The sequence below is a fragment of the Pseudomonas sp. GW822-FHT01E03 genome, from assembly GCF_058802985.1.
Genome location: NZ_JBXAOQ010000010.1, coordinates 260,881 through 283,775, shown reverse-complemented (window position 1 = coordinate 283,775; position 22,895 = coordinate 260,881). Strand labels below are relative to the sequence as shown.

Genomic DNA, 22,895 nt, shown 5'->3' with positions numbered 1-22,895 from the left:
ATGAGACTTCATGGATTTAAACATCGGCAGCGCCAGCAAGGCCTGGCCATGGTGGAATTCACCCTCGTCCTGCCGGTGTTGCTGTTGATGTTACTGGCCTTCGGTGAGTTCGGCCGCATGCTCTATCAGTACAACGTGCTGCTGCAGGCCAGTCGCGATGCCGACCGTTTCGTCGCCAGCCAGGCCTGGGACTCGACGCTGGGTGCGGTCGCTCTGAGCAGTACGCTACTGAACCAGACGAAAAACGTTGCGGTGTATGGCGTGCCGGCCAACACCGGGACCGCTGTGGTGTCAGGGTTGACGACTGGCAACGTGGTCGTTGCCGCGGTGGGCACCGACCATGTTCGGGTCACCATCACTTACACGTTTTGCCCGGTGATTGGCGCTGGCAATTGCGCCGGAGCGCTTCCCGGTTTTTTTGGTAATCAGATTGCACTGGGCATTCCGCTGGTCGCCACTACCGTGATGAGGGCACTGTGATGAATCGCAAACACATGCGCGGCACCTATGTGGTGGAGTTCGCCATTGTTGGTCTGCTGGTGTTCACGCTGTTGTTCAGCGTAGTGGAAATGGGCCGCCTGTACTTTACGGTCAATGCTCTGGATGAAGCCGTACGGCGTGGTACGCGCCTGGCGGCGGTGTGCAATATCAGCGATCCGGTGGTTCTGCGGCGGGCGATCTTCAATGCCGCGACCGACGCAGGTACGAGCCAGCTGATCGGCAATCTGGCCACCACCCACCTGACGTTGACCTACCTGGACGTAAACGGTGCACTGGTGGCCAACCCCGCTGACCTGGTCAGCGTCAATGGATTCCGTGCCATCCGCTATGTCCGGTTGAGCCTGCAAAACTTCGTATTCAATCTGTTTATTCCCGGGTTCGGCGTGCCCATTACCTTGCCTGCATTCAGAGCAACGTTGCCACGCGAAAGTCTCGGGCGTCATTCCGATTCCGGGGAGATCACGCCATGCTGAATACCAAGGACACTCCACTTTCCAGTTCGACCGGTAAAGCCGGGCTCAGGTTGCTGATCAGCAGCCGTGATGCCACGTCGTTGCGCGACCTGCAGAGCGTCTGCCAACGCATGCCCAGCCTGGAGGTGAGTACTCGCCTGGTGAGCAATGGGCATGTCGACCCGCTCTACGGCCTGGACCGGATGCCCGATCTTTTGCTGTTGCGCGTCAGCCACCTGTGGCGCGAGGAGCTGGCGGCACTGTTGCAGCGCCCGGCCCATGAGCGTCCGCCGATGTTGGTGTGCGGGCTGCTGAGCGAACAGGAAGGCATGCGCCTGGCGATGCAGGCCGGCGCCCGCGACGTGCTGCCGGAGCCTGTCGCCGAGACGGAACTGGTCGCCGCCTTGAATCGGTTGGTCATGGAGGTTCGGACCGGCAGCGGGACAGAAGGGAAATTGCTCGCCGTGATCAGCGCCAAGGGCGGATCCGGCGGCACCATGCTGGCTTGCAACCTGGCTCAGCAGCTCAGCACGAAGGGCGGCAGTACCCTGTTGCTGGACATGGACCTGCAATTTGGAAGCGTGATGCATTATCTGGATGTGGCGCAGGCGCACAGCCATCTGGAGGTGTTGCATCAGATCGACGGCATGGACAGCGTTGCGTTACGCGGTTTTTGCAGCCACTTCAGCCCGACCTTGCATGTGCTGGGGGGCCGGGCCGGTGAGCTGTGTCTGCCGCAGGATGCTCAACCCGAGCAACTTGATACCCTGATGCAGTTGGCCCGTGCCAGCTATGACTGGGTGGTGATCGATCTACCGCGGCAAATCGACCACCTCACCGGCTCTGTGCTGGAACAGGTGGATCGGGTGTACGTGGTGGTGCAGCAGAGCGTCAGCCACCTGCGCGATGCCAGTGCCCTGGTGCGGATTCTTCGCGAAGACCTGGGCGTGCGTGGGGATCAATTGCAGATAGTGGTCAACCGCTATGACAAGACAGCAGCGGTCAGCCTCAAGGATATCGGCGAGGCGCTGCGCTGCACGAATCTGTCGAAATTACCTAATGACTTCAACCTGGTCAGCCAGAGTCAGAATACGGGTGTGCCATTGGGGCTGCATGCGCCGAAGGCGGCGATCACCGTTGCCCTGCGCAATGTGGCCGATGACCTGGTCGGCAATCAGATGGCTGGAAACAAAGGCGTGCTCAAACGCGCCTTCAACCGTTTTTTCGGGGGGTGACCCATGATCAGCGACTTTCGTAACCGCTTGCGCAAACAGTCCGGTAAACCCGCCTCATCGCCGGCTAGCCAGCCGGGTGACGACCTGCCGGATCCGGCTGAGGAAATAATGGCGTGGGAGCGTGCAACGCCGGACGTTCTTTACGAAACCAGAAGTCAGGTCACCCCGGTGGAGGCCGAGTGGCGAGAAAAGATCTACCAGCAGTTGCTCAAGGTCATGGACCTGTCCTTGCTGGACACCCTTGAACAGGCTGAGGCCGCACGGCAGATTCGCGATATTTGCCAGCGCCTGCTCGATGAGCATTCGGCACCGGTGAGTACTTCCAGCCGCCAATTGATCATCAAGCAGATCACCGACGAGGTGCTCGGCCTTGGCCCGCTGGAACCGTTGCTGGCTGATCACAGCGTGTCCGACATTCTGGTCAACGGTCATGCCTCGGTCTATGTCGAGCGCTTTGGCAAACTGCAACGCACCGATGTGCGCTTTCGCGATGATCAGCATTTGCTGAACATCATTGACCGCATCGTCTCCAGCCTGGGTCGGCGTATCGACGAGTCCTCGCCCTTGGTGGATGCCCGGCTCAAGGACGGTTCGCGGGTCAACGCGATTATCCCGCCGTTGGCCATCGACGGCCCGAGCATGTCGATCCGGCGCTTTGCGGTGGACCTGCTCAATACCGATAGCCTGATCCAGGTGGGGACGTTAACCCCGGCCATTGCCCTACTGCTCAAGGCGATTGTCCGTGGGCGCTTGAACGTGCTGATTTCCGGCGGTACCGGCAGCGGCAAGACCACCATGCTCAATGTGCTGTCCAGTTTCATTCCGCACAACGAACGGATCGTCACCATCGAAGACTCAGCTGAATTGCAACTGCAGCAGCCCCACGTGGTGCGTCTGGAAACCCGGCCTTCGAACATCGAGGGACGTGGCGAGGTGAGCCAGCGGGAGTTGGTGCGCAACAGTCTGCGGATGCGTCCGGACCGTATCGTGATCGGCGAAGTGCGCGGCGTCGAGGCGCTGGACATGCTGACGGCGATGAACACCGGTCACGACGGCTCGTTGACCACAATCCACGCCAACACCGCGCGCGATGCGTTGGGGCGGATCGAGAACATGGTATCGATGACCGGGGCGACCTTCCCGATCAAGGCCATGCGTCAGCAGATCGCTTCGGCCATCGATGTGGTGATCCAGCTGGAGCGCCAGGAGGATGGCAAGCGCCGGCTGGTCAGCGTGCAGGAAATCAACGGCATGGAGGGCGAGATCGTCACCATGACCGAAATATTCTCCTTCGCTCGCCATGGCATGGGTGAAAACGGCGAAGTGCTGGGTGATTATCGACCCAGCGGCATGATCCCCGCCTTCCGCGATGTGCTGGCCAAGCGCGGCATCGAGTTGCCGCTGACGATGTTCAGGCCTGAATGGATGGAGGCACGGCAGTCATGAACCAAATTCCTGGTGAATACATTCTGATGTTCCTCGGCATGGTGTTTATCGCTGTCTTCCTCCTGTCCCAGGGCGTGGCGGTGCCGGTATTCGGCGAGGCCGGCAAGATGCGCAAGCGCATCCGCGGCCGCCTGCACGTACTGGAGAAAGCCAATAATTTGCCCAACATGCAAACGGTATTGAGGCAGAAGTACCTGACGCGTTTGTCGCCACTGGAGGCCAGGCTTGAGCAGCTGCCCTTTATGGAAACATTGACGCAAATGATTGAGCAGTCCGGGCACGAATACCGGGCCTATCGGGTATTGCTGCTCGGGCTGGCGCTGGGTGTCTGGGCGGGCATCTTGATCTGGATGGTCTCGTCAGTCTGGTGGATGGCGCTGATCGCGGGCTTCGCGGTCTTCTGGTTACCCATATTGAAAATCTCTCGCGACCGTGGCAAGCGTTTCGCTGAGTTTGAGGAAGGCCTGCCGGACGCGCTGGATGCCATGTGCCGCGCTTTGCGCGCCGGGCACCCATTCAACGAAACCCTGCGCCTGGTAGCCGAGGAGCACAAGGGACCGGTGGCTCATGAGTTTGGCCTGACCTTCTCCGATATCAACTATGGCAACGATGTGCGCCGGGCCATGCTCGGCTTGCTGGAGCGCATGCCGAGCATGACGGTCATGATGTTGGTGACCTCGATCCTTATCCATCGCGAGACCGGCGGTAATCTGACCGAGGTGCTGGAACGTCTGAGTCGGCTGATTCGCGGGCGCTTCCGCTTTCAGCGCAAGGTCAAGACCCTTTCGGCCGAGGGGAGAATGTCAGCCTGGATACTGGTGGCCATTCCCTTCGTGCTGGCGGCGGTGATCGTGTTCACGACCCCTGAATACATGCCGTTGCTGTTCAATGATCCGTTGGGCCATAAGCTGATAATCGGGGCTTTTTTTTCCATGTTGGCCGGGATTTTCTGGATTCGCAAAATCATCCGGATTCAGGTTTAAGCGCTATTCGCTAGCGGGAGGTACAGGTCATGGATTTTTTGCTCGGGTTGTTCAGTCGGGTCACGGCAAACGAGGAGATGGCGCGCCTGTTGTTCCTCGCCGTGATCGGCTTGAGTACGGTGCTTGCGGTTGTCGCCGTGATCTTGCTGGTGATGGGGCTTCAGGATCCGGTGCAGCGTCGTCTGGCGCTGATCAAGCGTGGTCATTTAGGCAACACGACCGGGCAGGAAGCTCCGGGTAACCTGCAACTGTTGCTGGAGCGGGTCGGCCAGCGCTTTGCCTCGGCCGAATCGGCTCAGACGTCCGTCACCCAGACCCTGTTGATGCATGCGGGATACCGTTCCTCGTCGGCGGTGCAAATATACTGGGCGGTACGCTTGATGTTGCCGCTGTTATTGATCGGTATTGCGTTGCTGCTGTTGCCGATGATTCCCAAGGTTTCCCTGATCATGGGGCTGCTGTTGGTGTTCGTAGTGGCCGCTATCGGATGGCTGGTGCCAGCTCTGTATGTCGCCAAGCGCAAGCAGTTGCGACAAGGCCGACTGCGTGCCGCGTTTCCGGATGCACTGGATCTGATGGTGGTGTGCGTGGAGTCGGGCCTGGCCTTGCCCACGACCATCGAACGGGTGGCTGAGGAGATGTCGGTCAGTCAGGTCGAACTGGCTGAAGAGCTGGCCACGGTCAATGCACAAATCCGCGCGGGCATTTCCAGTACCGAGGCACTCAAGCAACTGGCTGTGCGCACTGGCCTGGATGACGTACAAGGGCTGGTCAACCTGTTGGCGCAGAGTATCCGTTTTGGTACCAGCGTGGCCGACACCTTGCGCATCTATGCCGATGAGTTCCGTGACCGGCGTACACAGGCCGCCGAAGAGATGGGGGCGAAAATTGGCACCAAGATGATATTCCCGCTGATTTTCTGTCTGTGGCCGAGCTTCTTCCTGATAGCCATTGGCCCCGCCATGATCGGGGTATTCAAGGCATTCGGTAAGTGAGCAGGAGAGGCTTGCTGTCGAACAGGATGGCTGTACTACATATGAGCGGGGTGGAGCAGGCGAACGGAGTGCATTCACTCCAACGCTTGCTCCACCTTGTAGTACCTGGACTGTATTTTCCTGCGCACGACATCAAGCCCGGCTTTGCAGCCAGGCCACTCTGGACGACGCCAGAGGCTGATCACCCTATCGACATGCCTCAGTTGCCGTCGCCGATGGTCATTTGTCCCGCTGCATCCTGGTCATAAAACTCCGGAATCGGGTAGTTGAAGCTATTCAGCCAGCGCTGCATGGCCAGGTCACGTTCGGTGGCCGAAGCGGTTTGCAGTTTAGGGGAGGCAACCACTCCGCGAATCTGCAGCTGCAACCACTGTTCGGTGCCTTGTTGATAAGGCGAAGAGGGGCCCGGCTCAATGGCCCAGGCAGTGGTTGACAGGCAAGCCGTGCACACGATCAACAGCCGTTTGGTATTCATCTCGACTCCTCGTACGTTCTACTTGTTCGCACTGGTAGAGGCATCGGCTACCTCAGTCTTGCGATTCCCATCGGTAGCCACCACTTTTTTGGCGGAGGTCTTGAGTTTTTCCGCGCGGGTTTGAGCCTCTACGACTTGCTTGGGGCTCAAGTCGGCGCGGGTCACGAGTTCGGCTGCCGCCTTCCAGTTATCCTGATAGATCAGCAACGTCACCATGTTGAGTGCCGCCAGTGTGTTTGCCTGCTTGAGCTCCATGGCTGTCATGAACTCAAAGCGTGCTTCAGGGATCCGTCGCTGATTGAGGTAGACGACCCCCAGGTCATTTCGCATTCTGTCGTCGGTGGGGGCCATCTTCACCGCACGCTCAAGGTGAGTGGCAGCGCTGGCGTTATCATTTCTGGCGGCGGCCAACTGGCCCAGGCCATGTTCCCCTTCAGCCGCCAGACAGGTGCCTAGCAAGCCTTCGTACAACGGCTGCGCGTCGCCGCTACGCCCCATCAAGCGCAGTACCCGAGCCTTGCGCAGGCGAACCTGGACCAGGTTATCGGGCAATCCTTCCAGATTCGCCAGGCTGGCATACAAACGGCCTTCGTCGGCCATGTTGTCGGCCAGGTTCAGGGCCAGTTCTTGCTCCGAACCGGGCTTGGCACAGCTGGCCGGTCGCGAAGACAGGCCATTGCTGGCACAACCGGCGAGCATCAATGTCGCCGCAATTGCAATGACTGCTTTCATCGAAGGTCCTCTGGCGACAACAGGTTGAGCGCCTGGCCAATGGCAATACAGCTGGCCCGGCAAGCGTTCAACGTCACCGTTACGAGTGAGGGCGAGGCCAGTCTGGTTCAGGCTCCGGTTCATTGCGAGAGCCCGCTGCGACTGTCGAAGTCGCCATTTTCCAGGAAGAACATGCGGTAGAAGTTCGGGTCGTAATTGCGCAGCTGCTCACCAGGCAATGACGGCAGTTGTGCGTTGGCAGCCAGTGGCTGGACCAGATGCGGGGTGACGATCATCAGCAGTTCGCGCTCTTCACGGTTAATGGTGTTGTCGCGGAAAAACGCGCCCAGAACCGGTATATCGCCCAGCCCCGGAAACTTGTTCACCTGGGAATTGTTGCGGGAGCTGATCAGGCCGCTGATGACGAAGCTTTCGCCGTCGGCCAGGGAGATGCTGGTATCGGTCCGGCGCACGTTCAGGGCCGGGACGACCGTGCCGGCGATGCTCACGGCGTTGGTGAAGTCCAGTTCACTGACTTCCGGCGCCACCTTCAGCGCGATACGGTTTTTCCCGACGATGGTCGGCGTCAGGGTCAGGCGGATACCGAATTCCTTGTACTCGATGGACACGCTATCGCTGCCTGAACTGGGCACCGGAATCGGTATTTCACCGCCGGCCAGGAAGCTCGCACTCTGCCCGCTGAGCGCTACCAGGCTTGGCCGTGCCAGGGTGTAGGCGAAGCCGCTGCCCTCCAGCGCATTGAGCGCCACCAGGGTACTGCCGGTAGCAAACGTGAGGTTGAAGTTGTCGTTGTTCACCGGTATTGACGGCGTGACAATGCCGCCGATGGTGGGCAAGGTTCTCGGCGAGCCGAACAGCCAGTTGCCACGGACGCCGAAAATCGAGGCGGAGGCTTCCTTGAGTTTGGTCCGGCTGACTTCAACGAAGCGGATATCGGTCTGCACCTGGCTCGGTAGCAACGGGTCGTCGGAGGGCACCGACGGCACACTGGTCAGCGCCGATGTGGCTCTACCCTTGACGAACACCATGCTTTGGCGTGGCGTTTTCGAACAGGCGGTCCAGACCATCAGGCTGGTGGTCCCCGGCGCAATGCCCGTGAGTATGAACGCGCTGCTGCCGCTGGGCTGCACGTCGGCAATTTTCGGGTCACCCACCGCCAGTTGCGTCACCGGAACGGGGCTGCGCAGTTCATTCTGCAGCCCCTGACCGACCTCGTACGTTGTCGGCCAATTGTCCAGTTGTGAACAATTGGCCGGCGCGGCCTGAGCCGCATCCACGCTGAGGCCCATCCAGAACAGGCCATGGATAATTCGCTTGAAAGCGGGCTCGGTACGAAAGCTCATTAAGGACATCCTCGCTGGATAGGCCATCTTCAGGCTGACTAAGTTGTCTCGGATCACTCACGGGGACCGGACTACCTCTCCCAATGCGCCAGACCACTTATCCACGGCCTTGGCGTTATTCCTTGCGTGCTACACATGAGCGGGCGCAATTCGCTGATCTGGCTGGATAGCGAGCGACCATTGCTGAAACGGTTTTCAGTGATCCGGTGACCTGGACTGCCTGTCGGAGCGATACTCGCGCCTATGGTTCGACCTGGTCCCCCCGGAAAGTCATCGGCAATGCAGGTACAGAGCCGGAAAACGCCTGCCAGGATCATGGTGAGGTAACTCCTTTTGCCAATCCGCTATCTGATCACTGAAGCTAACGTGAAAACTCGAGCCGTTATGACTTCTTGTAGTTTGAAGGTAGTTCAATCAAACCAAAGTGCCATGAGATAGAGAGAAAACTATTGGTGCAAAGGCTGGAGCTAGGCAGGCGGACGCTGCGGAAAAGGTCGCAGCACAGTGCGGTTGCCTGAAGTTGACGGGGTGCGCTGAAGGAAAAAAAAGGCCCGCATGCTCAAGCATGCGGGCCTTTGGCATCACTGATTGATAATCAGTGCTTGCTGTCCTGGTTCGACAGCGCCAGCAGCTGCTTTTCCTGGTTCCAGTCGAAGGGTTCGTCGTTCTGTTCGGCTTCGAAGCGGCGCTCTTCCAGTGCCTGATACAGGTCGATTTCATCATCGGGCATGTAGTGCAGGCAGTCGCCGGCGAAATACCACAGCAGGTCGCGCGGGACCAGGTGAGCGATTTGCGGGTAGCGAGTGATGACCTGGCACAGGATGTCCTGGCCCAGGTACTGGCTTTCGATCGGGTCGACAGGCAGTAACGCAAGCAGTTCGTCGAAGCGCTCAAGGAACAAGGCATGACTTTCGTCGGGAACCTGCTCGGCCTCACCTACGGCGACCAGGATGCTGCGCAGGTGGTCGAGTAAAACGAGATGATCGGCAACGATGTTGGACACGAGATAAGTCCTCAAGAGCAAAACGGGCGCGGGAGTATAAAGCGCCCGCGCCCGTTTTTACATGTTTGAGGGGATCAGCGGACTTTTCCCTTGGCCAGTGCCAAGGCCTCTTGGTCAAAGTCATCGACATCGATCACCTTGCGCCGAGCCACTTCGGCTTCTCGCAGGGTTTGGGCCTCCACCGGCTGCAATACGCCAGCCTCGAGGGCGGCATCGATCACCGACTCGCCGGCCACCGGTTTGACCTGGCCACTTTTGAGTGCCATATGCAGTTTTTTCTGCAGCGGCTGTGCGGCGCTCAACAGATTGCAGGCGTGTTGCAGTGCACCGACCGGATCGTCGCTCGCTTGCGGGCGGTAGCACCCCAGGAGCACTTCTTCCAGTGCCGGGTCGCCCTTGGCGCGGCCGATCACCCCTGCGACTTCGGCGCCGAGTTTGTCCGATGGCCCTTTGTGCCGGCGCCCGAACGGGAACACGATCACTCGCAACACACAGCCCACGACTTTGTTCGGGAAGTTGCTCAGCAGTTCATCCATTGCCCGTTCCGCCTGGCCCAGGCTTTCTTCCATGGCCCAGGTCAGCAGTGGTGTCATGTACTGCGGTGAGTCAAGGTCGTTGTAGCGCTTGAGCGCGGCGGACGCCAGGTAAAGGTTGCTCAATACGTCGCCTAGCCGTGCGGACAGGCGTTCGCGGCGTTTCAGTGCGCCGCCCAGCAACATCATGCTCAGGTCGGCGAGCAGGGCGAAAGCAGCGGCCTGACGGTTGAGTACGCGGAAATAACCTTGGCTGAGTTTGTCGCCCGGGGTGTGTTCCAGATGCCCGAAACCGAGATTGAGCACCAGCGTACTGGCGGCGTTGCCCACGGCAAAACCGATGTGCTTGAGCAGCAGGTCATCGAATTCTCTGAGCGCCTGATCCTTGTCTTCACGGCCGGCGAGGGCCATTTCCTTGAGCACGAATGGATGGCAGCGAATCGCGCCCTGGCCGAAGATCATCAGGTTGCGCGAGAGAATGTTCGCGCCTTCGACGGTGATGAAAATCGGCGCGCCGTTCCATTTGCGACCGAGGTAGTTGTTCGGCCCCATGATGATCGCCTTGCCGCCGTGCACATCCATGGCGTCGCTAATGCAGTCGCGGGCGCGTTCGGTCAGGTGGTACTTGAGAATTGCCGACAGCACCGACGGCTTCTCGCCCAGATCGACTGCATTGGCGGTCAGCATGCGGGCGGCATCCATCATCCAGGCGTTGCCGCCAATGCGGGCCATGGCTTCCTGGATGCCTTCGAACGAGGCAATCGGCACATTGAACTGCTCGCGAACCTGAGCGTATTGGCCCGTTACCAGACTGGTGAACTTGGCCATGCCGGTGCCCACCGCCGGCAGGGAAATCGAACGCCCGACCGACAGGCAGTTCATCAGCATCATCCAGCCTTTGCCGAGCATCTCCTGGCCGCCGATGAGGAACTCCAGCGGGACGAACACGTCCTTGCCCGAGTTCGGGCCATTCATGAATGCCGCGCCCAACGGCAGATGCCGGCGGCCGATCTCGACACCGGCGATGTCGGTCGGAATCAGTGCCAGGCTGATGCCCAGGTCTTCCTTGTCACCCAGCAGGTGATCCGGATCGTAGGCCTTGAAGGCCAGGCCGAGGAGGGTGGCCACCGGACTGAGGGTGATGTAGCGTTTTTTCCAGTTCAGGCGCAAGCCGAGGACTTCCTGGCCCTCCCATTCACCTTTGCAGATCACTCCTGAGTCCGGCATGCCGCCGGCGTCGGAGCCGGCCAGCGGACCGGTCAGGGCAAAACACGGGATGTCGTCGCCGCGCGCCAGGCGAGGCAGGTAATGATTGCGTTGTTCGTCGGTGCCGTAATGCAGCAACAGTTCGGCCGGGCCGAGGGAATTGGGGACCATCACGGTTGAGGCAAGGTCGCCGCTGTGGCTCGCCAGTTTCATCGCCACTTGCGAGTGGGCATAGGCGGAGAAGCCCTTGCCGCCAAACTCCTTGGGGATGATCAGGGCGAAAAAGCCGTTGTCCTTGATGAATGTCCAGGCTTGCGGCGGCAGGTCCATGGTTTGACCGAGCTGCCATTCACTGACCATGGCGCAGAGTGTTTCGGTCGGCCCGTCGATGAAGGCCTGTTCCTCTTCATTCAATTGCGCCTTGGGATAGGACAGCAGCTTGCTCCAGTCCGGACGGCCAGTGAACAGTTCGCCGTCCCACCAGACCGTGCCAGCGTCGATGGCATCGCGTTCGGTTTGCGACATCGGCGGCAGGGTTTTCTGGAACCAGTTGAACATCGGCGCGCTGAACAATTTGCGGCGCAGGTCGGGCAGCAGCAAAGGCGCGGCGACGGCGGCGATCAACGCCCAGAAAACCAGCAGCAGCCAGCCCGGTGCGCGGCTGAAAGCGCCCATGGCCACAACATAGATGGCCACGATGACCAAGGCGGGCAGCGGGGCGATGCGGCGGTGGGCCAAATAAGCAATCCCGACCAGCAAAACCAGTATCCACAACAACAGCATATTCATTCCTCCGTGAAACCAGGGCGAACCAGCCCACAGAGCTTAGACGGCATCCGCGAAACAGGCTGGTTGGAGCGATGTGATTCGAATCGTGGGAAACCCCGGATGATTTTCGTGCGACAAATGGGCCGCACACGTGGGAAATACGTTCATTGAGCGAGCGGCAAAGCGGCCATGTTTGGCCGAAACGTCGTTATCTCTGTGCTGAAGCTCTCGCTAGACTCGGAGCTTCCCCAGGAGATTATTTTCATGCGCGAGTATCTGAGTCCCGGCCGCTTCATCGATAGTGACCATCCGTCCGTGGTGGAGTTCGCCGAAAAGCACCGTGGCGCCAGTCGCGATCCGCTAGAGCAGGCGATCAGTCTCTATTACGCCGTGCGCGAAGCGGTGCGCTACAACCCGTACACGTTCAGTCGCGACCCGCAGACCCTGCGCGGCAGTTATGCGCTGGCGGCCGGGGAGAGTTATTGCGTGCCCAAGGCCACGTTGCTGGCAGGTGCAGCGCGGCATTGCGGGATTCCCGCGCGGATCGGCCTGGCGGATGTGCGCAATCATTTGTCGACACCACGGCTGCTCGAATTGCTCAAGAGCGACATGTTCGCCATGCACGGCTACACCGAGTTTTACTTGCAGGATCGCTGGGTCAAGGCGACACCCGCGTTCAACCGCAAACTCTGCGACCTGTTCAATGTGGCGCCGCTGGAATTCGACGGGGTCAACGACAGCGTTTTTCATCCCTTCAACCGCGATGGCGCGAAGCTGATGGAGTACCTGGTCGATCACGGCCAGTTCGCCGACGTACCTGAAGCGTTCTTTTTCGAACACCTGGAAAAGTGCTATCCGCACCTGTTCGGTGAGCAACAGCAACCACTATTGGGCGACATGCAGAGCGATTTGAGTCGCGCCTGATCCGGCGTATGCTGCCTGCCCACTTACCGAAAAAGAGGCGGTCATGCTGAAGATCTGGGGTCGGAAAAACTCGTCGAATGTCAGAAAACCATTGTGGGCCGCCGAAGAACTGGGACTGGCCTACGAGGCGATCGATGCCGGTGGCGCCTTTGGTGTCGTCGATACACCCGAATACCGCGCCATGAATCCCAATGGTCGCGTGCCTGTCATTGAAGACGACGGTTTTGTGTTGTGGGAGTCCAACGCCATCGTGCGTTACCTGATGGCCTTGCATGCCGACGGCACGGCCTGGTACCCGAATAGTCCCAAGGCCCGGGCCACTGCCGACAAGTGGATGGACTGGACCACCTCAAGCTTTGCCGGCCCGTTCCGTACCGTGTTCTGGGGTGTGCTGCGTACCCCGGCAGACCAGCAGGACTGGCCCGCCATCAAGGCGGCGATCAAGGAGTGCGACACGCTGCTGGCAATGGCCGATCAGGCGTTGGCGAACAAGCCCTACCTGTCCGGAGACGAGATCGGCATGGGCGATATTCCCCTGGGCAGTTTCATTTATGCCTGGTTCGAGATGCCGATCGACCGTGCGCCACAACCGCATCTGCAGGCCTGGTATGGCCGGTTGAAGCAGCGTCCGGCGTATCAAAAGGCGGTCATGACCGCGTTGACTTAATACTCACTATCGACACGCTTGACTGTACTTGTGTGGCGGCGACAAGCACCATTGTGCCACTCCGCTGCGGTTGTATTGTTCGCCGCCGCCCATACTTATCCTTTTCTTCCCTTCTTGGTGCGTAAATCAGATATGAGTTCCGCTCTGTCCATCCGGCAGCTAACCAAAACCTACGGCAACGGTTTCCAGGCCTTGAGTGGTATCGATCTGGATGTCGCCGAAGGTGACTTTTTCGCCTTGCTCGGCCCGAACGGCGCCGGCAAGTCCACGACCATCGGCATTCTCTCGACCCTGGTGAACAAGACCAGCGGCACGGTGAACATCTTCGGTCACGACCTGGACAGGAATCCTGCGCAGCTCAAGCGCTCCATCGGCGTGGTGCCTCAGGAATTCAACTTCAACCAGTTCGAAAAGACCTTCGACATCGTCGTGACCCAGGCCGGCTACTACGGCATCCCGGCGAAAATCGCCAAGGAACGCGCCGAGCAGTACCTGACCCAGCTCGGCCTGTGGGACAAGAAGGACGTGCCATCGCGCTCGCTGTCCGGCGGTATGAAGCGTCGCCTGATGATCGCCCGCGCGCTGGTTCATGAACCGCGTCTGCTGATCCTCGACGAGCCGACCGCCGGGGTGGACATCGAGCTGCGTCGTTCGATGTGGAGCTTCCTCACCGAGCTGAACCAGAAAGGCATCACCATCATCCTCACGACCCACTATCTGGAAGAGGCTGAGCAGCTGTGCCGCAACATCGGCATCATCGACCACGGCACCATCGTCGAGAACACCAGCATGCGGCAGTTGCTCAGCCAGTTGCATGTCGAAACATTCCTGCTGGACCTCAAGGGCGACCTGCCGGCTGCGCCGCAGTTGCTCGGCTATCCGTCCCGGCTGATCGACAGCCACACCCTGGAAGTCCAGGTGGAAAAGTCCATGGGCATCACCGCGCTGTTCACCCAGTTGGCGCAGCAGAACATCGAAGTGCTGAGCCTGCGTAACAAAACCAATCGCCTCGAGGAGTTGTTCGTGTCCCTGGTGGAGAAAAATCTGTCGAAGGTGGCGGTATGAGTTCCGAGCTGCGCCCCAACCTCGTTGCCCTCAACACCATCGTTTACCGTGAAGTCCGGCGTTTCACCCGGATCTGGCCGCAGACCCTGCTGCCGCCGGCCATCACCATGGTCCTGTACTTCGTGATCTTCGGTAATCTGATCGGTCGGCAGATCGGCGACATGGGTGGCTTCACTTACATGGAGTACATCGTGCCGGGGCTGATCATGATGTCGGTGATCACCAACTCCTACGGCAACGTGGTGTCGAGTTTCTTCGGCAGCAAGTTCCAGCGGTCCATTGAAGAATTGATGGTCTCGCCGTTGTCGCCGCACACCATTCTGATTGGCTATACCCTGGGCGGCGTGCTGCGTGGCCTGATGGTGGGGATCATCGTGACCCTGCTGTCGCTGTTCTTCACCCACTTGCAGGTGCATCACCTGGGCGTGACCATTCTGGTGGTGGTGCTGACCGCGACCATCTTCTCGTTGCTGGGCTTCATCAACGCCGTGTTTGCGCGCAACTTCGATGACATTTCGATCATCCCGACTTTCGTGCTGACGCCACTGACCTACCTGGGCGGGGTCTTCTACTCGATCACCTTGCTGCCACCGTTCTGGCAGACCGTGTCCTTGGCCAACCCGGTGCTGCACATGGTCAACGCGTTCCGCTACGGCATCCTTGGCGTATCGGATATCCGCATCAGCGTGGCCATCGCCTTCATGCTGGTTGCGACCGCGGTGCTGTATTTCGGTAGTGCAAGGTTGCTGGTCAGCGGGCGCGGGATGCGGACTTAAGGAATACCGCGTCGCCTGCATCGCGAGCAAGCTCGCTCCCACACATGGATCCATGTAGCACTGAAGATCCCTGTGGGAGCGAGCTTGCTCGCGATGGCGTCAGCCCGGACACCGCAAAAAAAAACGGCCTCCCAAGTGGAGGCCGTTTTGCATTCTCACATCCGGCTCTTCTTGCGCCGCTTCCACTGCCTGGCCACCCACCAGCGCCAATACATCATCACCAGGAAGTAGGCCAGTGCGCCGAGTACCAGCCCCGTTACCACTGAGCCCAACAGAAACGGTTGCCACAAGGTCGAGATTTCACCCGTGATCCATTCCCAGTTCAGTGAGTCCGGCAACTGCCGGGCGGGAACGTCCATCAGCCAGGCGCCGGTCTGGTAGGTGCAGAAGAACACGGCGGGCATGGTGATCGGGTTGGTCAGCCAGACCAGGCTCACGGCAATCGGCATGTTGCCGCGCACGATGATGGCGAGGATTGCCGCCAGCAGCATCTGTAGCGGGATCGGCAGGAACGCGGCGAACAGCCCCACCGCCATGGCGCGGGCAACGGAGTGGCGGTTGAGGTGCCACAGGTTCGGGTCATGCAACAGCGTGCCGAGAAAGCGTAAGGACTTGTGTTCCCTGATGCTCATCGGGTCTGGCATGTAGCGTTTGAATAAGCGCCGGGGCATAAGGCTTCTCGGTCGGTCAGGGCGGCAAGTATGTCTGGATTCCATGAACTGCCTATTCAGATTTTGTGACAATTATTGACGGCGCCCATGCGACGAGCGGGCTAAGCCTTGAAGGGGACTTTCAAGGACGGGCTTATGCGCACAGGGATGATGGCGCTGGCGTTGGGTCTTTTGACCTTGCGTTTTTTACCGGCATTACCGCCGGTCTGGTTATGGCTGGCGATGCCAGTGGCGGGTTTGATGTTGCTGCCGTTCAGGACTTATCCGGTGGCGTTTTACTTGTTCGGCTTGAGTTGGGCCTGCGCGATTGCGCAATGGGCGCTGGATGACCGGTTACCGCCGGCGCTGGACGGAGAAACCCGTTGGGTCGAAGGGCGGGTCACTGGCTTGCCCCGGCATGACGACGGTGTCGTGCGTTTCGAGTTGACCGACATCCAGTCCCGACGTACCCGGCTGCCGCAGCAAATGCGTCTGGCCTGGTATGGGGGGCCGCCGGTGAACAGTGGCGAGCGCTGGCGCATGGCAGTCAAGTTGAAGCGTCCGGTCGGGCTGCTCAATCCGCAGGCCTTCGACTACCAGGCCTGGTTGCTGGCACAACGCATCGGGGCGACCGGGACGATCAAGCAGGGCGAACGCCTTGCGCCAGCCCAGTGGGCCTGGCGCGATGCAATCCGTCAGCGTTTGCTGGCGGTGGATGCCCAAGGGCGAAACGGCGCGTTGACGGCGTTGGTGCTCGGGGACGGCGCCGGGTTGAGTCGCGAAGACTGGCAGGTATTGCAGGACACCGGCACGGTTCATCTGTTGGTGATTTCCGGGCAGCACATCGGATTGCTGGCGGGCGTCGTGTATCTGCTGATCGCCGGCCTGGCCCGCTTTGGGTTATGGCCGAACCGTCTGCCATGGCTGCCCTGGGCGTGTGGCCTGGCATTCGCCGCTGCGCTCGGTTACGGGATGCTGGCCGGTTTCGAGGTGCCGGTGCGACGGGCCTGCTTGATGATTGGTCTGGTGTTGTTGTGGCGTCTGGGGTTCCGTCATCTCGGTGCGTGGTGGCCACTGTTGTTGGCACTCAACGGCATTTTGCTGCTGGCGCCGCTGGCGAGTCTCCAGCCTGGTTTCTGGCTGTCTTTCGCGGCCGTGGCAGTCTTGATATTGACCTTCGGCGGACGTTTGGGGCCGTGGCGTTGGTGGCAGACCTGGACCCGTGCCCAGTGGCTGATTGCAATCGGGCTGTGCCCGTTGTTATTGGCACTGGGGTTGCCCATCAGTCTGAGCGGGCCGCTGGCCAATTTGTTTGCGGTGCCCTGGATCAGTCTGGTGGTACTGCCACCGGCGTTGCTCGGGACGCTGTTGCTACCGATGCCTTATGTGGGTGAGAAATTGCTGTGGCTGGCGGGCGGTCTGATCGACGGTTGGTTCAGCGGATTGGGGTTCGTCTCCGGTCAGGTTCCTGCGTGGGTGCCCGCGGCGGTCCCGCTATGGGCCTGGGCAATCGGTGCTTTTGGCGCCTTTTTGCTCTTGCTGCCGCGAGGCTTGCCGATGCGCCCGTTAGGGTGGCCCATGCTGTTGATGCTGGTTTTTTCGCCCAGGCCGATGTTGCAGGAGGGCATGGCGGAAGTCTGGCAACTGGATGTCGGTCAAGGCCTGGCGATCCTGGTGCGCACCCGGCATCACACGTTGCTGTATGACGCCGGACCGCGTTTCGGAGAACTCGACCAGGGGGAACGGGTGGTGCTGCCGACATTGCGCAAACTGGGGGTGAAGGGCATAGACCTGATGCTGATCAGCCACGCCCACGCCGATCATGCCGGCGGTGCCCCGGCGATTGCCAGGGGGTTGCCGGTGAAACAGGTGGTCAGTGGTGAACCGTCAGACTTGCCTGCGCAACTGCAGGCCGGGAGATGTGAGAGCGGTCGGCGATGGACCTGGGATGAAGTCGATTTCCAGCTTTGGCACTGGCCATTGGCCGGCGACAGCAACCAGAACTCTTGTGTCTTGCTGATCGAGGCCAATGGCGAACGGCTGCTGTTGAGTGGCGACATCGATGCCGCCGCCGAGAGAGCCCTGCTGGACAGTCCGTTGGCCCGGCCCACCGATTGGCTGCAGGCGCCACACCACGGCAGTCGCAGCTCGTCGTCCAATGCCCTGTTGGATGTCCTGCAACCCAAAGGTGCGCTGATCTCCCGCGGGCAGGGCAATTCGTTTGGCCATCCGCATCCCACGGTCATCGCCCGTTATCAAAAACGTGGAATGGCGATCTACGACAGCGTCGAACAGGGTGCCATTCGTCTGCAACTGGGACGCTTCGAGCCGCCGTGGTCAATGCGCCAGGAACGGCGTTTCTGGCGCGATCCGCCGCCCTTGAACCCATAACCGAGCGTTATCAAAGCCCGACCGGATGCGACATCACGGTCTTCGGTGCGTCCACCCCCTATGTTAGAGTGGCGCACTTTTTCGAGGGGGCTGTCACTGTGTGGGAATTGGTCAAATCCGGCGGCTGGATGATGCTGCCGATCATTTTGAGTTCCATCGCGGCCATGGCGATCGTTGCCGAGCGTCTGTGGACCCTGCGGGCCAGCCGCGTGACCCCGGAGCACTTGCTCGGGCAGGTATGGGTCTGGATCAAGGACAAACAGCTCAATAAGGAAAAGCTCAAGGAACTGCGCGCCAATTCGCCTTTGGGCGAGATCCTGGCGGCTGGCCTGGCCAACTCCAAGCATGGTCGCGAGATCATGAAGGAGTGCATCGAAGAGGCCGCTCAACGGGTCATCCATGAGCTCGAACGCTACGTCAACGCCCTGGGCACCATTGCTGCCATGGCCCCGTTGCTGGGCTTGCTCGGTACCGTGCTGGGCATGATCGATATTTTCAGCGCGTTCACAGGCTCAGGCATGACCACCAACGCCTCGGTACTGGCCGGTGGTATTTCCAAGGCCCTGATCACCACGGCTGCCGGTTTGATGGTTGGTATCCCGGCGGTATTCTTCCATCGATTCCTGCAACGCCGTATCGATGAACTGGTGGTAGGGATGGAGCAGGAAGCGATCAAACTGGTCGAGGTAGTGCAGGGCGACCGCGATGTGGACCTGGCCGGGAGCAAAGCGTGAAATTCCGCCGCAAACCACGGGAAACGGTGGACATCAACCTCGCGTCGCTGATCGACGTGGTGTTCATCCTGCTGCTGTTTTTTGTCGTGACCACCACCTTCACCCGTGAAACCCAGCTGCGCGTCGATCTGCCGGAAGCGGTCAGCGGCGCGCCGGCCGACGATCAGAACAAGCCTCTGGACATCGCCATCAGTGCCGACGGCGTGTTCTCGGTGAACAACCAGATCCTGCCGAAAAGTGACCTGGCTTCGCTGATGGACGCGCTGCAGAAGGAAGCCAATGGCGACACCAGCCGGCCACTGTCGATCAGCGCTGATGGCAAGACACAGCATCAGTCCGTCATCACCGCCATGGATGCGGCCGGCAAGCTCGGTTTCAGCCATTTGCGCATGACCACTGTCGAAGCGGCGCCCCCCGCGTCCTGATGGCCATGTCCGATCGATTGCTCGCCGCGTGGTACGCAGGTCATCCGGCCCTGAAACTGTTGCAGCCGCTGGAATGGCTGTACCGGCGCGTGGTCATGAACAAGCGCAAGCGCTTTCTGGCCGGAGAGGGCGAGATCTATCAGCCACCGGTGCCGCTGATCGTGGTCGGCAACATCACCGTGGGTGGCACCGGCAAGACACCGCTGATTCTGTGGATGATTGAGCACTGCCAGCGCAGCGGCCTGCGGGTCGGCGTGGTCAGCCGCGGCTACGGCGCCAAACCGCCGCAACTGCCATGGCGAGTCGAGGCCGAGCAAAGCGCCGACGTCGCCGGTGACGAGCCGTTGCTGATCGTCCAGCGCACGGGCGTCCCGCTGATGATCGACCCCAGTCGCAGCAACGCCGTCAAAACCTTGTTGGCCAGTGAGCCGCTGGACCTGATCCTGTCCGACGACGGCATGCAGCACTACCGCATTGCCCGTGACCTCGAACTGGTGCTGATCGACGCTGCCCGTGGCCTGGGCAATCGCCGTTGCCTGCCTGCCGGGCCATTGCGTGAGCCGGTCGAGCGCCTGCAAAGCGTCGACGCGGTCCTCTACAACGGTGCCGTGGCCGACCGCGATGATGGATTTGCCTTCCAGTTGCAACCCACCGCGCTGGTCAACCTGCGCAGCGGCGAACGTCGTCCCCTCGACCACTTTGGCGCAGGCCAGGCCGTGCACGCGGTGGCCGGCATCGGCAATCCACAACGTTTCTTCAAGACCCTCGAAACGCTACACTGGCAGCCGGTTCCACATGCGTTTGCCGACCACGCCGAATACAGCGTGGAGGCGTTGAATTTCACGCCGTCATTGCCGTTGGTGATGACGGAAAAGGACGCGGTGAAATGCCGTGCCTTTGCCGCCGCTGACTGGTGGTACCTGGCGGTCGATGCTGTGCCGTCGCCGGCCTTCGTGGCCTGGTTCGACACGCAGTTGATGCGCCTGCTGCCGGCTCGTTTGTTGCCTTAACTCCGTTTTTTCCAGGGAATGCTCATGGACACCAAATTGCTCGATATCCTCGCTTGCCCGGTCTGCAAAGGCCCGCTCAAGCTCAGCGCCGACAAGACCGAGCTGATCAGCAAGGGCGCAGGCCTGGCCTACCCGATTCGCGACGGCATCCCGGTGATGCTCGAATCCGAAGCGCGCACCCTGACCACCGACGAGCGCCTGGATAAATGACCACAGCCTTTACCGTCGTCATTCCATCGCGTTACGCCTCCACACGCCTGCCCGGCAAGCCGCTGCTGCTGATCGCCGGCAAGCCGATGATCCAGCACGTCTGGGAACAGGCGAGCAAAAGCAGCGCCGAGCGGGTGGTAGTGGCCACGGACGACGCGCGCATCGTCGAGGCCTGCAATGGCTTTGGCGCCGAAGTGGTGCTGACCCGTGAGGATCACAACTCCGGCACCGATCGCCTGGCCGAAGTCGCGATGAAGCTGGGCCTGGCGCCCGACGCTATCGTGGTCAACGTCCAGGGCGACGAGCCGCTGATCCCGCCGAACGTGATCGATCAGGTGGCCGCCAACCTGGCAGCCCACGCCGAAGCGCGCATGGCCACCCTGGCCGAACCGATCGAAGACGTGGACACCCTGTTCAATCCCAACGTGGTCAAGGTCGTCAGCGACCTCAATGGCCTGGCGCTGACGTTCAGCCGTTCTACCTTGCCCTGGGCGCGGGATGCCTTCGCCGTGAACCGTGAGCAGTTGCCCGAAGGTGTGCCATACCGCCGCCATATCGGCATTTATGCCTATCGCGCCGGATTCCTGCAGGATTTCGTCAGCTGGGGTCCATGCTGGCTGGAAAACACCGAGTGTCTGGAACAGCTGCGTGCGCTGTGGCACGGCGTACGAATTCACGTCGCCGATGCACTGATCGCGCCGCCACCCGGTGTCGACACCGTTGAAGACCTTGAGCGCGTTCGTCGCCTGCTGGAGGCGTGATGCGGGTTTTGTTTGTCTGCCTGGGCAACATCTGTCGCTCGCCCACGGCCGAAGGCGTGCTGCGGCATAAGCTGCGCGAGGCCGGCTTGGCCGATCAGGTCGAAGTCGCTTCCGCCGGCACCGGTGACTGGCATGTCGGCAAGGCGCCGGACAAGCGCAGTCAGGCCGCGGCGAAGCTGCGCGGTTATGACTTGTCCGCCCAGCGCGCCCGGCAAGTCAGTCGTGCCGATTTCGCCACCTACGACCTGATCCTGGCGATGGACAACAGCAACCTGCGCAACCTCAAGGCCTTGCAGCCGGCCAAGGGCAAGGCCGAATTGGACCTGTTCCTGCGTCGCTACCAGTCGCCAGTCGATGAAGTGCCGGACCCGTACTACGACGGCGAACAAGGCTTCGAGCAGGTGCTGGACCTGATCGAGCACGCCAGTGATTTGCTGGTGATCGAATTGAAGGGACGGTTATGAGTTTGCAGGTTCAATCACAGGTTTCGCTCAAGCCGTTCAACAGTTTTGGCGTGGATGTCCAGGCCCGGCTGTTTGCCCAGGCCCATAGCGACGCCGATGTGCGCGAGGCTCTGGCCTACGGGCTGGAGCACAAGGTCCCGGTGCTGGTGATCGGCGGCGGCAGCAACCTGTTGCTGACGGCAGATATCGAATCACTGGTTCTGCGCATGGCCACGCGCGGGATTCGCGTGCTGAGCGATGAGGGCGGCAAAGTGGTGATCGAGGCCGAGGCAGGCGAGCCCTGGCATCCATTTGTGCAACACACACTGTCCCTGGGGCTGTCCGGCCTGGAAAATCTCAGCCTGATTCCCGGCACTGTCGGTGCGGCACCGATGCAGAACATCGGCGCTTATGGCGTCGAGATCAAGGACGTGTTCGCCGGCCTGACCGCCCTCGATCGCCAGACCGGCGAACTGCGCGACTTTACCCTGCAAGAGTGCAACTTCGCCTACCGCGACAGCCTGTTCAAGCAGGAGCCGGGGCGTTGGTTGATTCTGCGTGTGCGTTTCGCCCTCGACCGCGCCGCGCATCTGCACCTGGAGTACGGCCCGGTGCGCCAGCGCCTGACCGAACAAGGCATCGAGCATCCGACCGCCAGCGATGTCAGCCAGGCCATTTGCAGCATCCGCAACGAAAAACTCCCGGACCCGGCCGTACTCGGCAATGCCGGCAGCTTTTTCAAGAACCCTTTGGTGTCGTCGGCGCTGGCTGCACGGCTCAAGGGTGAATACCCGGACCTGGTGGCCTATGCGCAACCCGACGGGCAGATGAAACTGGCCGCCGGTTGGCTGATCGAGCGGGCAGGGTGGAAAGGTTTCCGTGAAGCTGATGCTGGCGTGCATAAATTGCAGGCGCTGGTGCTGGTCAACTATGGAGGCGCGACGGGCCTGCAACTGTTGAACCTGGCGCAGCGCATCCAGAAAGACATTCTCGAGCGTTTCCATGTCGATCTGGAAATGGAGCCGAACCGGTATTGAGCTAAGCTTTCAGGACGGATCAAAAAGCCCTGCACAATGTTTATTGTGCAGGGCTTTTTTGTTAATGCTCGGTTAACTTAGTCAGCTAACGATGCACACTCTTGCTCCACCAAAGGCCCGGTGCAGACCG

24 protein-coding genes are annotated in these 22,895 nt (G+C 60.5%); 18 read left to right on the top strand and 6 right to left on the bottom strand.

Annotated features, from left to right (window positions below):
- Genes AC1RP7_RS21190 through AC1RP7_RS21165 form a run of 6 tightly spaced genes read left to right on the top strand, consistent with a single transcriptional unit; the run spans position 1 to position 5,612 of the window.
- Positions 1-480 carry a TadE/TadG family type IV pilus assembly protein gene (locus AC1RP7_RS21190; RefSeq protein ID WP_493181118.1) on the top strand — a complete coding sequence of 160 codons (480 nt, stop codon included), beginning with the start codon at positions 1-3 and terminating at the stop codon, positions 478-480.
- A complete protein-coding gene (locus tag AC1RP7_RS21185; RefSeq protein WP_493181117.1) occupies positions 480-974 on the top strand; it encodes a TadE/TadG family type IV pilus assembly protein in 495 nt (164 codons plus the stop codon). Before AC1RP7_RS21190 ends, AC1RP7_RS21185 begins: the two co-directional genes overlap by 1 nt.
- Positions 968-2,188 (top strand): AAA family ATPase, encoded by a 1,221-nt coding sequence (locus AC1RP7_RS21180; protein WP_493181115.1) that lies wholly within the window; start codon positions 968-970, stop codon positions 2,186-2,188. Before AC1RP7_RS21185 ends, AC1RP7_RS21180 begins: the two co-directional genes overlap by 7 nt.
- A 3-nt stretch (positions 2,189-2,191) precedes the next feature.
- On the top strand, positions 2,192-3,634 hold the full coding sequence (locus AC1RP7_RS21175; protein ID WP_493181113.1) for a TadA family conjugal transfer-associated ATPase: 1,443 nt from the start codon (positions 2,192-2,194) through the stop codon (positions 3,632-3,634).
- Positions 3,631-4,617: a type II secretion system F family protein gene (locus AC1RP7_RS21170; RefSeq protein WP_493181111.1), complete on the top strand. Its 987-nt coding sequence runs from the start codon at positions 3,631-3,633 to the stop codon at positions 4,615-4,617. Before AC1RP7_RS21175 ends, AC1RP7_RS21170 begins: the two co-directional genes overlap by 4 nt.
- A 29-nt stretch (positions 4,618-4,646) precedes the next feature.
- Entirely contained in the window at positions 4,647-5,612 is a 966-nt protein-coding gene (locus AC1RP7_RS21165; RefSeq protein WP_493181109.1) for a type II secretion system F family protein, read from the top strand.
- Between the two features lie 199 nt (positions 5,613-5,811).
- On the opposite strand, the gene AC1RP7_RS21160 is transcribed toward AC1RP7_RS21165, so the two are convergent.
- The 5 genes from AC1RP7_RS21160 to AC1RP7_RS21140 form a co-directional block, all read right to left on the bottom strand.
- Entirely contained in the window at positions 5,812-6,087 is a 276-nt protein-coding gene (locus tag AC1RP7_RS21160) for a DUF3613 domain-containing protein (protein WP_493181107.1), read from the bottom strand.
- 18 nt (positions 6,088-6,105) lie between these two features.
- Complete coding sequence (locus AC1RP7_RS21155; RefSeq protein ID WP_493181105.1) at positions 6,106-6,819, bottom strand: tetratricopeptide repeat protein; 714 nt, start codon at positions 6,817-6,819, stop codon at positions 6,106-6,108.
- A gap of 119 nt (positions 6,820-6,938) precedes the next feature.
- Positions 6,939-8,162 carry a type II and III secretion system protein family protein gene (locus AC1RP7_RS21150; protein ID WP_493181104.1) on the bottom strand — a complete coding sequence of 408 codons (1,224 nt, stop codon included), beginning with the start codon at positions 8,160-8,162 and terminating at the stop codon, positions 6,939-6,941.
- A 595-nt stretch (positions 8,163-8,757) separates the two neighbouring features.
- Positions 8,758-9,165, bottom strand: a complete 408-nt coding sequence (locus tag AC1RP7_RS21145) for a PA2817 family protein (RefSeq protein ID WP_007972361.1) — start codon at positions 9,163-9,165, stop codon at positions 8,758-8,760.
- A gap of 74 nt (positions 9,166-9,239) precedes the next feature.
- Positions 9,240-11,687 (bottom strand): acyl-CoA dehydrogenase, encoded by a 2,448-nt coding sequence (locus AC1RP7_RS21140; RefSeq protein WP_493181102.1) that lies wholly within the window; start codon positions 11,685-11,687, stop codon positions 9,240-9,242.
- Positions 11,688-11,936: 249 nt separating this feature from the next.
- On the opposite strand from AC1RP7_RS21140, the gene AC1RP7_RS21135 reads away from it, so the two are divergent.
- The 4 genes from AC1RP7_RS21135 to AC1RP7_RS21120 all read left to right on the top strand — a co-directional run bounded on the left by AC1RP7_RS21135 (position 11,937) and on the right by AC1RP7_RS21120 (position 15,104).
- Positions 11,937-12,596, top strand: coding sequence for a transglutaminase-like domain-containing protein (locus AC1RP7_RS21135; RefSeq protein WP_493181101.1), 660 nt, complete (start codon positions 11,937-11,939; stop codon positions 12,594-12,596).
- A 43-nt stretch (positions 12,597-12,639) separates the two neighbouring features.
- A complete protein-coding gene (locus AC1RP7_RS21130; RefSeq protein WP_154860330.1) occupies positions 12,640-13,263 on the top strand; it encodes a glutathione S-transferase family protein in 624 nt (207 codons plus the stop codon).
- A 132-nt stretch (positions 13,264-13,395) separates the two neighbouring features.
- Positions 13,396-14,328 (top strand): ABC transporter ATP-binding protein, encoded by a 933-nt coding sequence (locus tag AC1RP7_RS21125; protein WP_057713696.1) that lies wholly within the window; start codon positions 13,396-13,398, stop codon positions 14,326-14,328.
- Positions 14,325-15,104 carry an ABC transporter permease gene (locus tag AC1RP7_RS21120; protein ID WP_057713697.1) on the top strand — a complete coding sequence of 260 codons (780 nt, stop codon included), beginning with the start codon at positions 14,325-14,327 and terminating at the stop codon, positions 15,102-15,104. Before AC1RP7_RS21125 ends, AC1RP7_RS21120 begins: the two co-directional genes overlap by 4 nt.
- A gap of 155 nt (positions 15,105-15,259) precedes the next feature.
- Here AC1RP7_RS21120 and AC1RP7_RS21115 read toward each other — a convergent pair whose 3' ends face one another.
- Complete coding sequence (locus AC1RP7_RS21115) at positions 15,260-15,775, bottom strand: DUF2062 domain-containing protein (RefSeq protein ID WP_057713698.1); 516 nt, start codon at positions 15,773-15,775, stop codon at positions 15,260-15,262.
- A gap of 135 nt (positions 15,776-15,910) precedes the next feature.
- On the opposite strand from AC1RP7_RS21115, the gene AC1RP7_RS21110 reads away from it, so the two are divergent.
- The 8 genes from AC1RP7_RS21110 to murB all read left to right on the top strand — a co-directional run bounded on the left by AC1RP7_RS21110 (position 15,911) and on the right by murB (position 22,765).
- Complete coding sequence (locus AC1RP7_RS21110; protein WP_493181098.1) at positions 15,911-18,145, top strand: DNA internalization-related competence protein ComEC/Rec2; 2,235 nt, start codon at positions 15,911-15,913, stop codon at positions 18,143-18,145.
- Positions 18,146-18,243: 98 nt separating this feature from the next.
- Positions 18,244-18,879: a MotA/TolQ/ExbB proton channel family protein gene (locus AC1RP7_RS21105; RefSeq protein ID WP_057713700.1), complete on the top strand. Its 636-nt coding sequence runs from the start codon at positions 18,244-18,246 to the stop codon at positions 18,877-18,879.
- Positions 18,876-19,304 carry an ExbD/TolR family protein gene (locus AC1RP7_RS21100; RefSeq protein WP_493181096.1) on the top strand — a complete coding sequence of 143 codons (429 nt, stop codon included), beginning with the start codon at positions 18,876-18,878 and terminating at the stop codon, positions 19,302-19,304. The genes AC1RP7_RS21105 and AC1RP7_RS21100 overlap by 4 nt, the downstream gene beginning before the upstream one ends.
- Positions 19,304-20,314 carry a tetraacyldisaccharide 4'-kinase gene (gene lpxK / locus AC1RP7_RS21095; RefSeq protein WP_493181094.1) on the top strand — a complete coding sequence of 337 codons (1,011 nt, stop codon included), beginning with the start codon at positions 19,304-19,306 and terminating at the stop codon, positions 20,312-20,314. Before AC1RP7_RS21100 ends, lpxK begins: the two co-directional genes overlap by 1 nt.
- A gap of 24 nt (positions 20,315-20,338) precedes the next feature.
- A complete protein-coding gene (locus AC1RP7_RS21090) occupies positions 20,339-20,524 on the top strand; it encodes a Trm112 family protein (RefSeq protein WP_003179363.1) in 186 nt (61 codons plus the stop codon).
- Complete coding sequence (gene kdsB, locus AC1RP7_RS21085; RefSeq protein WP_090457217.1) at positions 20,521-21,285, top strand: 3-deoxy-manno-octulosonate cytidylyltransferase; 765 nt, start codon at positions 20,521-20,523, stop codon at positions 21,283-21,285. Before AC1RP7_RS21090 ends, kdsB begins: the two co-directional genes overlap by 4 nt.
- A complete protein-coding gene (locus AC1RP7_RS21080; protein ID WP_090457215.1) occupies positions 21,285-21,749 on the top strand; it encodes a low molecular weight protein-tyrosine-phosphatase in 465 nt (154 codons plus the stop codon). Before kdsB ends, AC1RP7_RS21080 begins: the two co-directional genes overlap by 1 nt.
- The gene (gene murB, locus AC1RP7_RS21075) at positions 21,746-22,765 is read left to right on the top strand and encodes a UDP-N-acetylmuramate dehydrogenase (RefSeq protein ID WP_090457214.1); all 1,020 of its coding nucleotides are present in this window, start codon (positions 21,746-21,748) and stop codon (positions 22,763-22,765) included. The genes AC1RP7_RS21080 and murB overlap by 4 nt, the downstream gene beginning before the upstream one ends.
- Positions 22,766-22,895 lie beyond the last annotated feature (130 nt).

Bases quoted from the DNA above. Each gene is read 5' to 3' on its own strand.
- AC1RP7_RS21190 (WP_493181118.1), top strand. From the start codon at position 1: ATGAGACTTCATGGATTTAAACATCGGCAGCGCCAGCAAGGCCTGGCC.
- AC1RP7_RS21185 (WP_493181117.1), top strand. From the start codon at position 480: ATGAATCGCAAACACATGCGCGGCACCTATGTGGTGGAGTTCGCCATT.
- AC1RP7_RS21180 (WP_493181115.1), top strand. From the start codon at position 968: ATGCTGAATACCAAGGACACTCCACTTTCCAGTTCGACCGGTAAAGCC.
- AC1RP7_RS21175 (WP_493181113.1), top strand. From the start codon at position 2,192: ATGATCAGCGACTTTCGTAACCGCTTGCGCAAACAGTCCGGTAAACCC.
- AC1RP7_RS21170 (WP_493181111.1), top strand. From the start codon at position 3,631: ATGAACCAAATTCCTGGTGAATACATTCTGATGTTCCTCGGCATGGTG.
- AC1RP7_RS21165 (WP_493181109.1), top strand. From the start codon at position 4,647: ATGGATTTTTTGCTCGGGTTGTTCAGTCGGGTCACGGCAAACGAGGAG.
- AC1RP7_RS21160 (WP_493181107.1), bottom strand. From the start codon at position 6,087: ATGAATACCAAACGGCTGTTGATCGTGTGCACGGCTTGCCTGTCAACC.
- AC1RP7_RS21155 (WP_493181105.1), bottom strand. From the start codon at position 6,819: ATGAAAGCAGTCATTGCAATTGCGGCGACATTGATGCTCGCCGGTTGT.
- AC1RP7_RS21150 (WP_493181104.1), bottom strand. From the start codon at position 8,162: ATGAGCTTTCGTACCGAGCCCGCTTTCAAGCGAATTATCCATGGCCTG.
- AC1RP7_RS21140 (WP_493181102.1), bottom strand. From the start codon at position 11,687: ATGCTGTTGTTGTGGATACTGGTTTTGCTGGTCGGGATTGCTTATTTG.
- AC1RP7_RS21135 (WP_493181101.1), top strand. From the start codon at position 11,937: ATGCGCGAGTATCTGAGTCCCGGCCGCTTCATCGATAGTGACCATCCG.
- AC1RP7_RS21130 (WP_154860330.1), top strand. From the start codon at position 12,640: ATGCTGAAGATCTGGGGTCGGAAAAACTCGTCGAATGTCAGAAAACCA.
- AC1RP7_RS21125 (WP_057713696.1), top strand. From the start codon at position 13,396: ATGAGTTCCGCTCTGTCCATCCGGCAGCTAACCAAAACCTACGGCAAC.
- AC1RP7_RS21120 (WP_057713697.1), top strand. From the start codon at position 14,325: ATGAGTTCCGAGCTGCGCCCCAACCTCGTTGCCCTCAACACCATCGTT.
- AC1RP7_RS21115 (WP_057713698.1), bottom strand. From the start codon at position 15,775: ATGCCCCGGCGCTTATTCAAACGCTACATGCCAGACCCGATGAGCATC.
- AC1RP7_RS21110 (WP_493181098.1), top strand. From the start codon at position 15,911: ATGCGCACAGGGATGATGGCGCTGGCGTTGGGTCTTTTGACCTTGCGT.
- lpxK (WP_493181094.1), top strand. From the start codon at position 19,304: ATGGCCATGTCCGATCGATTGCTCGCCGCGTGGTACGCAGGTCATCCG.
- AC1RP7_RS21090 (WP_003179363.1), top strand. From the start codon at position 20,339: ATGGACACCAAATTGCTCGATATCCTCGCTTGCCCGGTCTGCAAAGGC.
- kdsB (WP_090457217.1), top strand. From the start codon at position 20,521: ATGACCACAGCCTTTACCGTCGTCATTCCATCGCGTTACGCCTCCACA.
- AC1RP7_RS21080 (WP_090457215.1), top strand. From the start codon at position 21,285: ATGCGGGTTTTGTTTGTCTGCCTGGGCAACATCTGTCGCTCGCCCACG.
- murB (WP_090457214.1), top strand. From the start codon at position 21,746: ATGAGTTTGCAGGTTCAATCACAGGTTTCGCTCAAGCCGTTCAACAGT.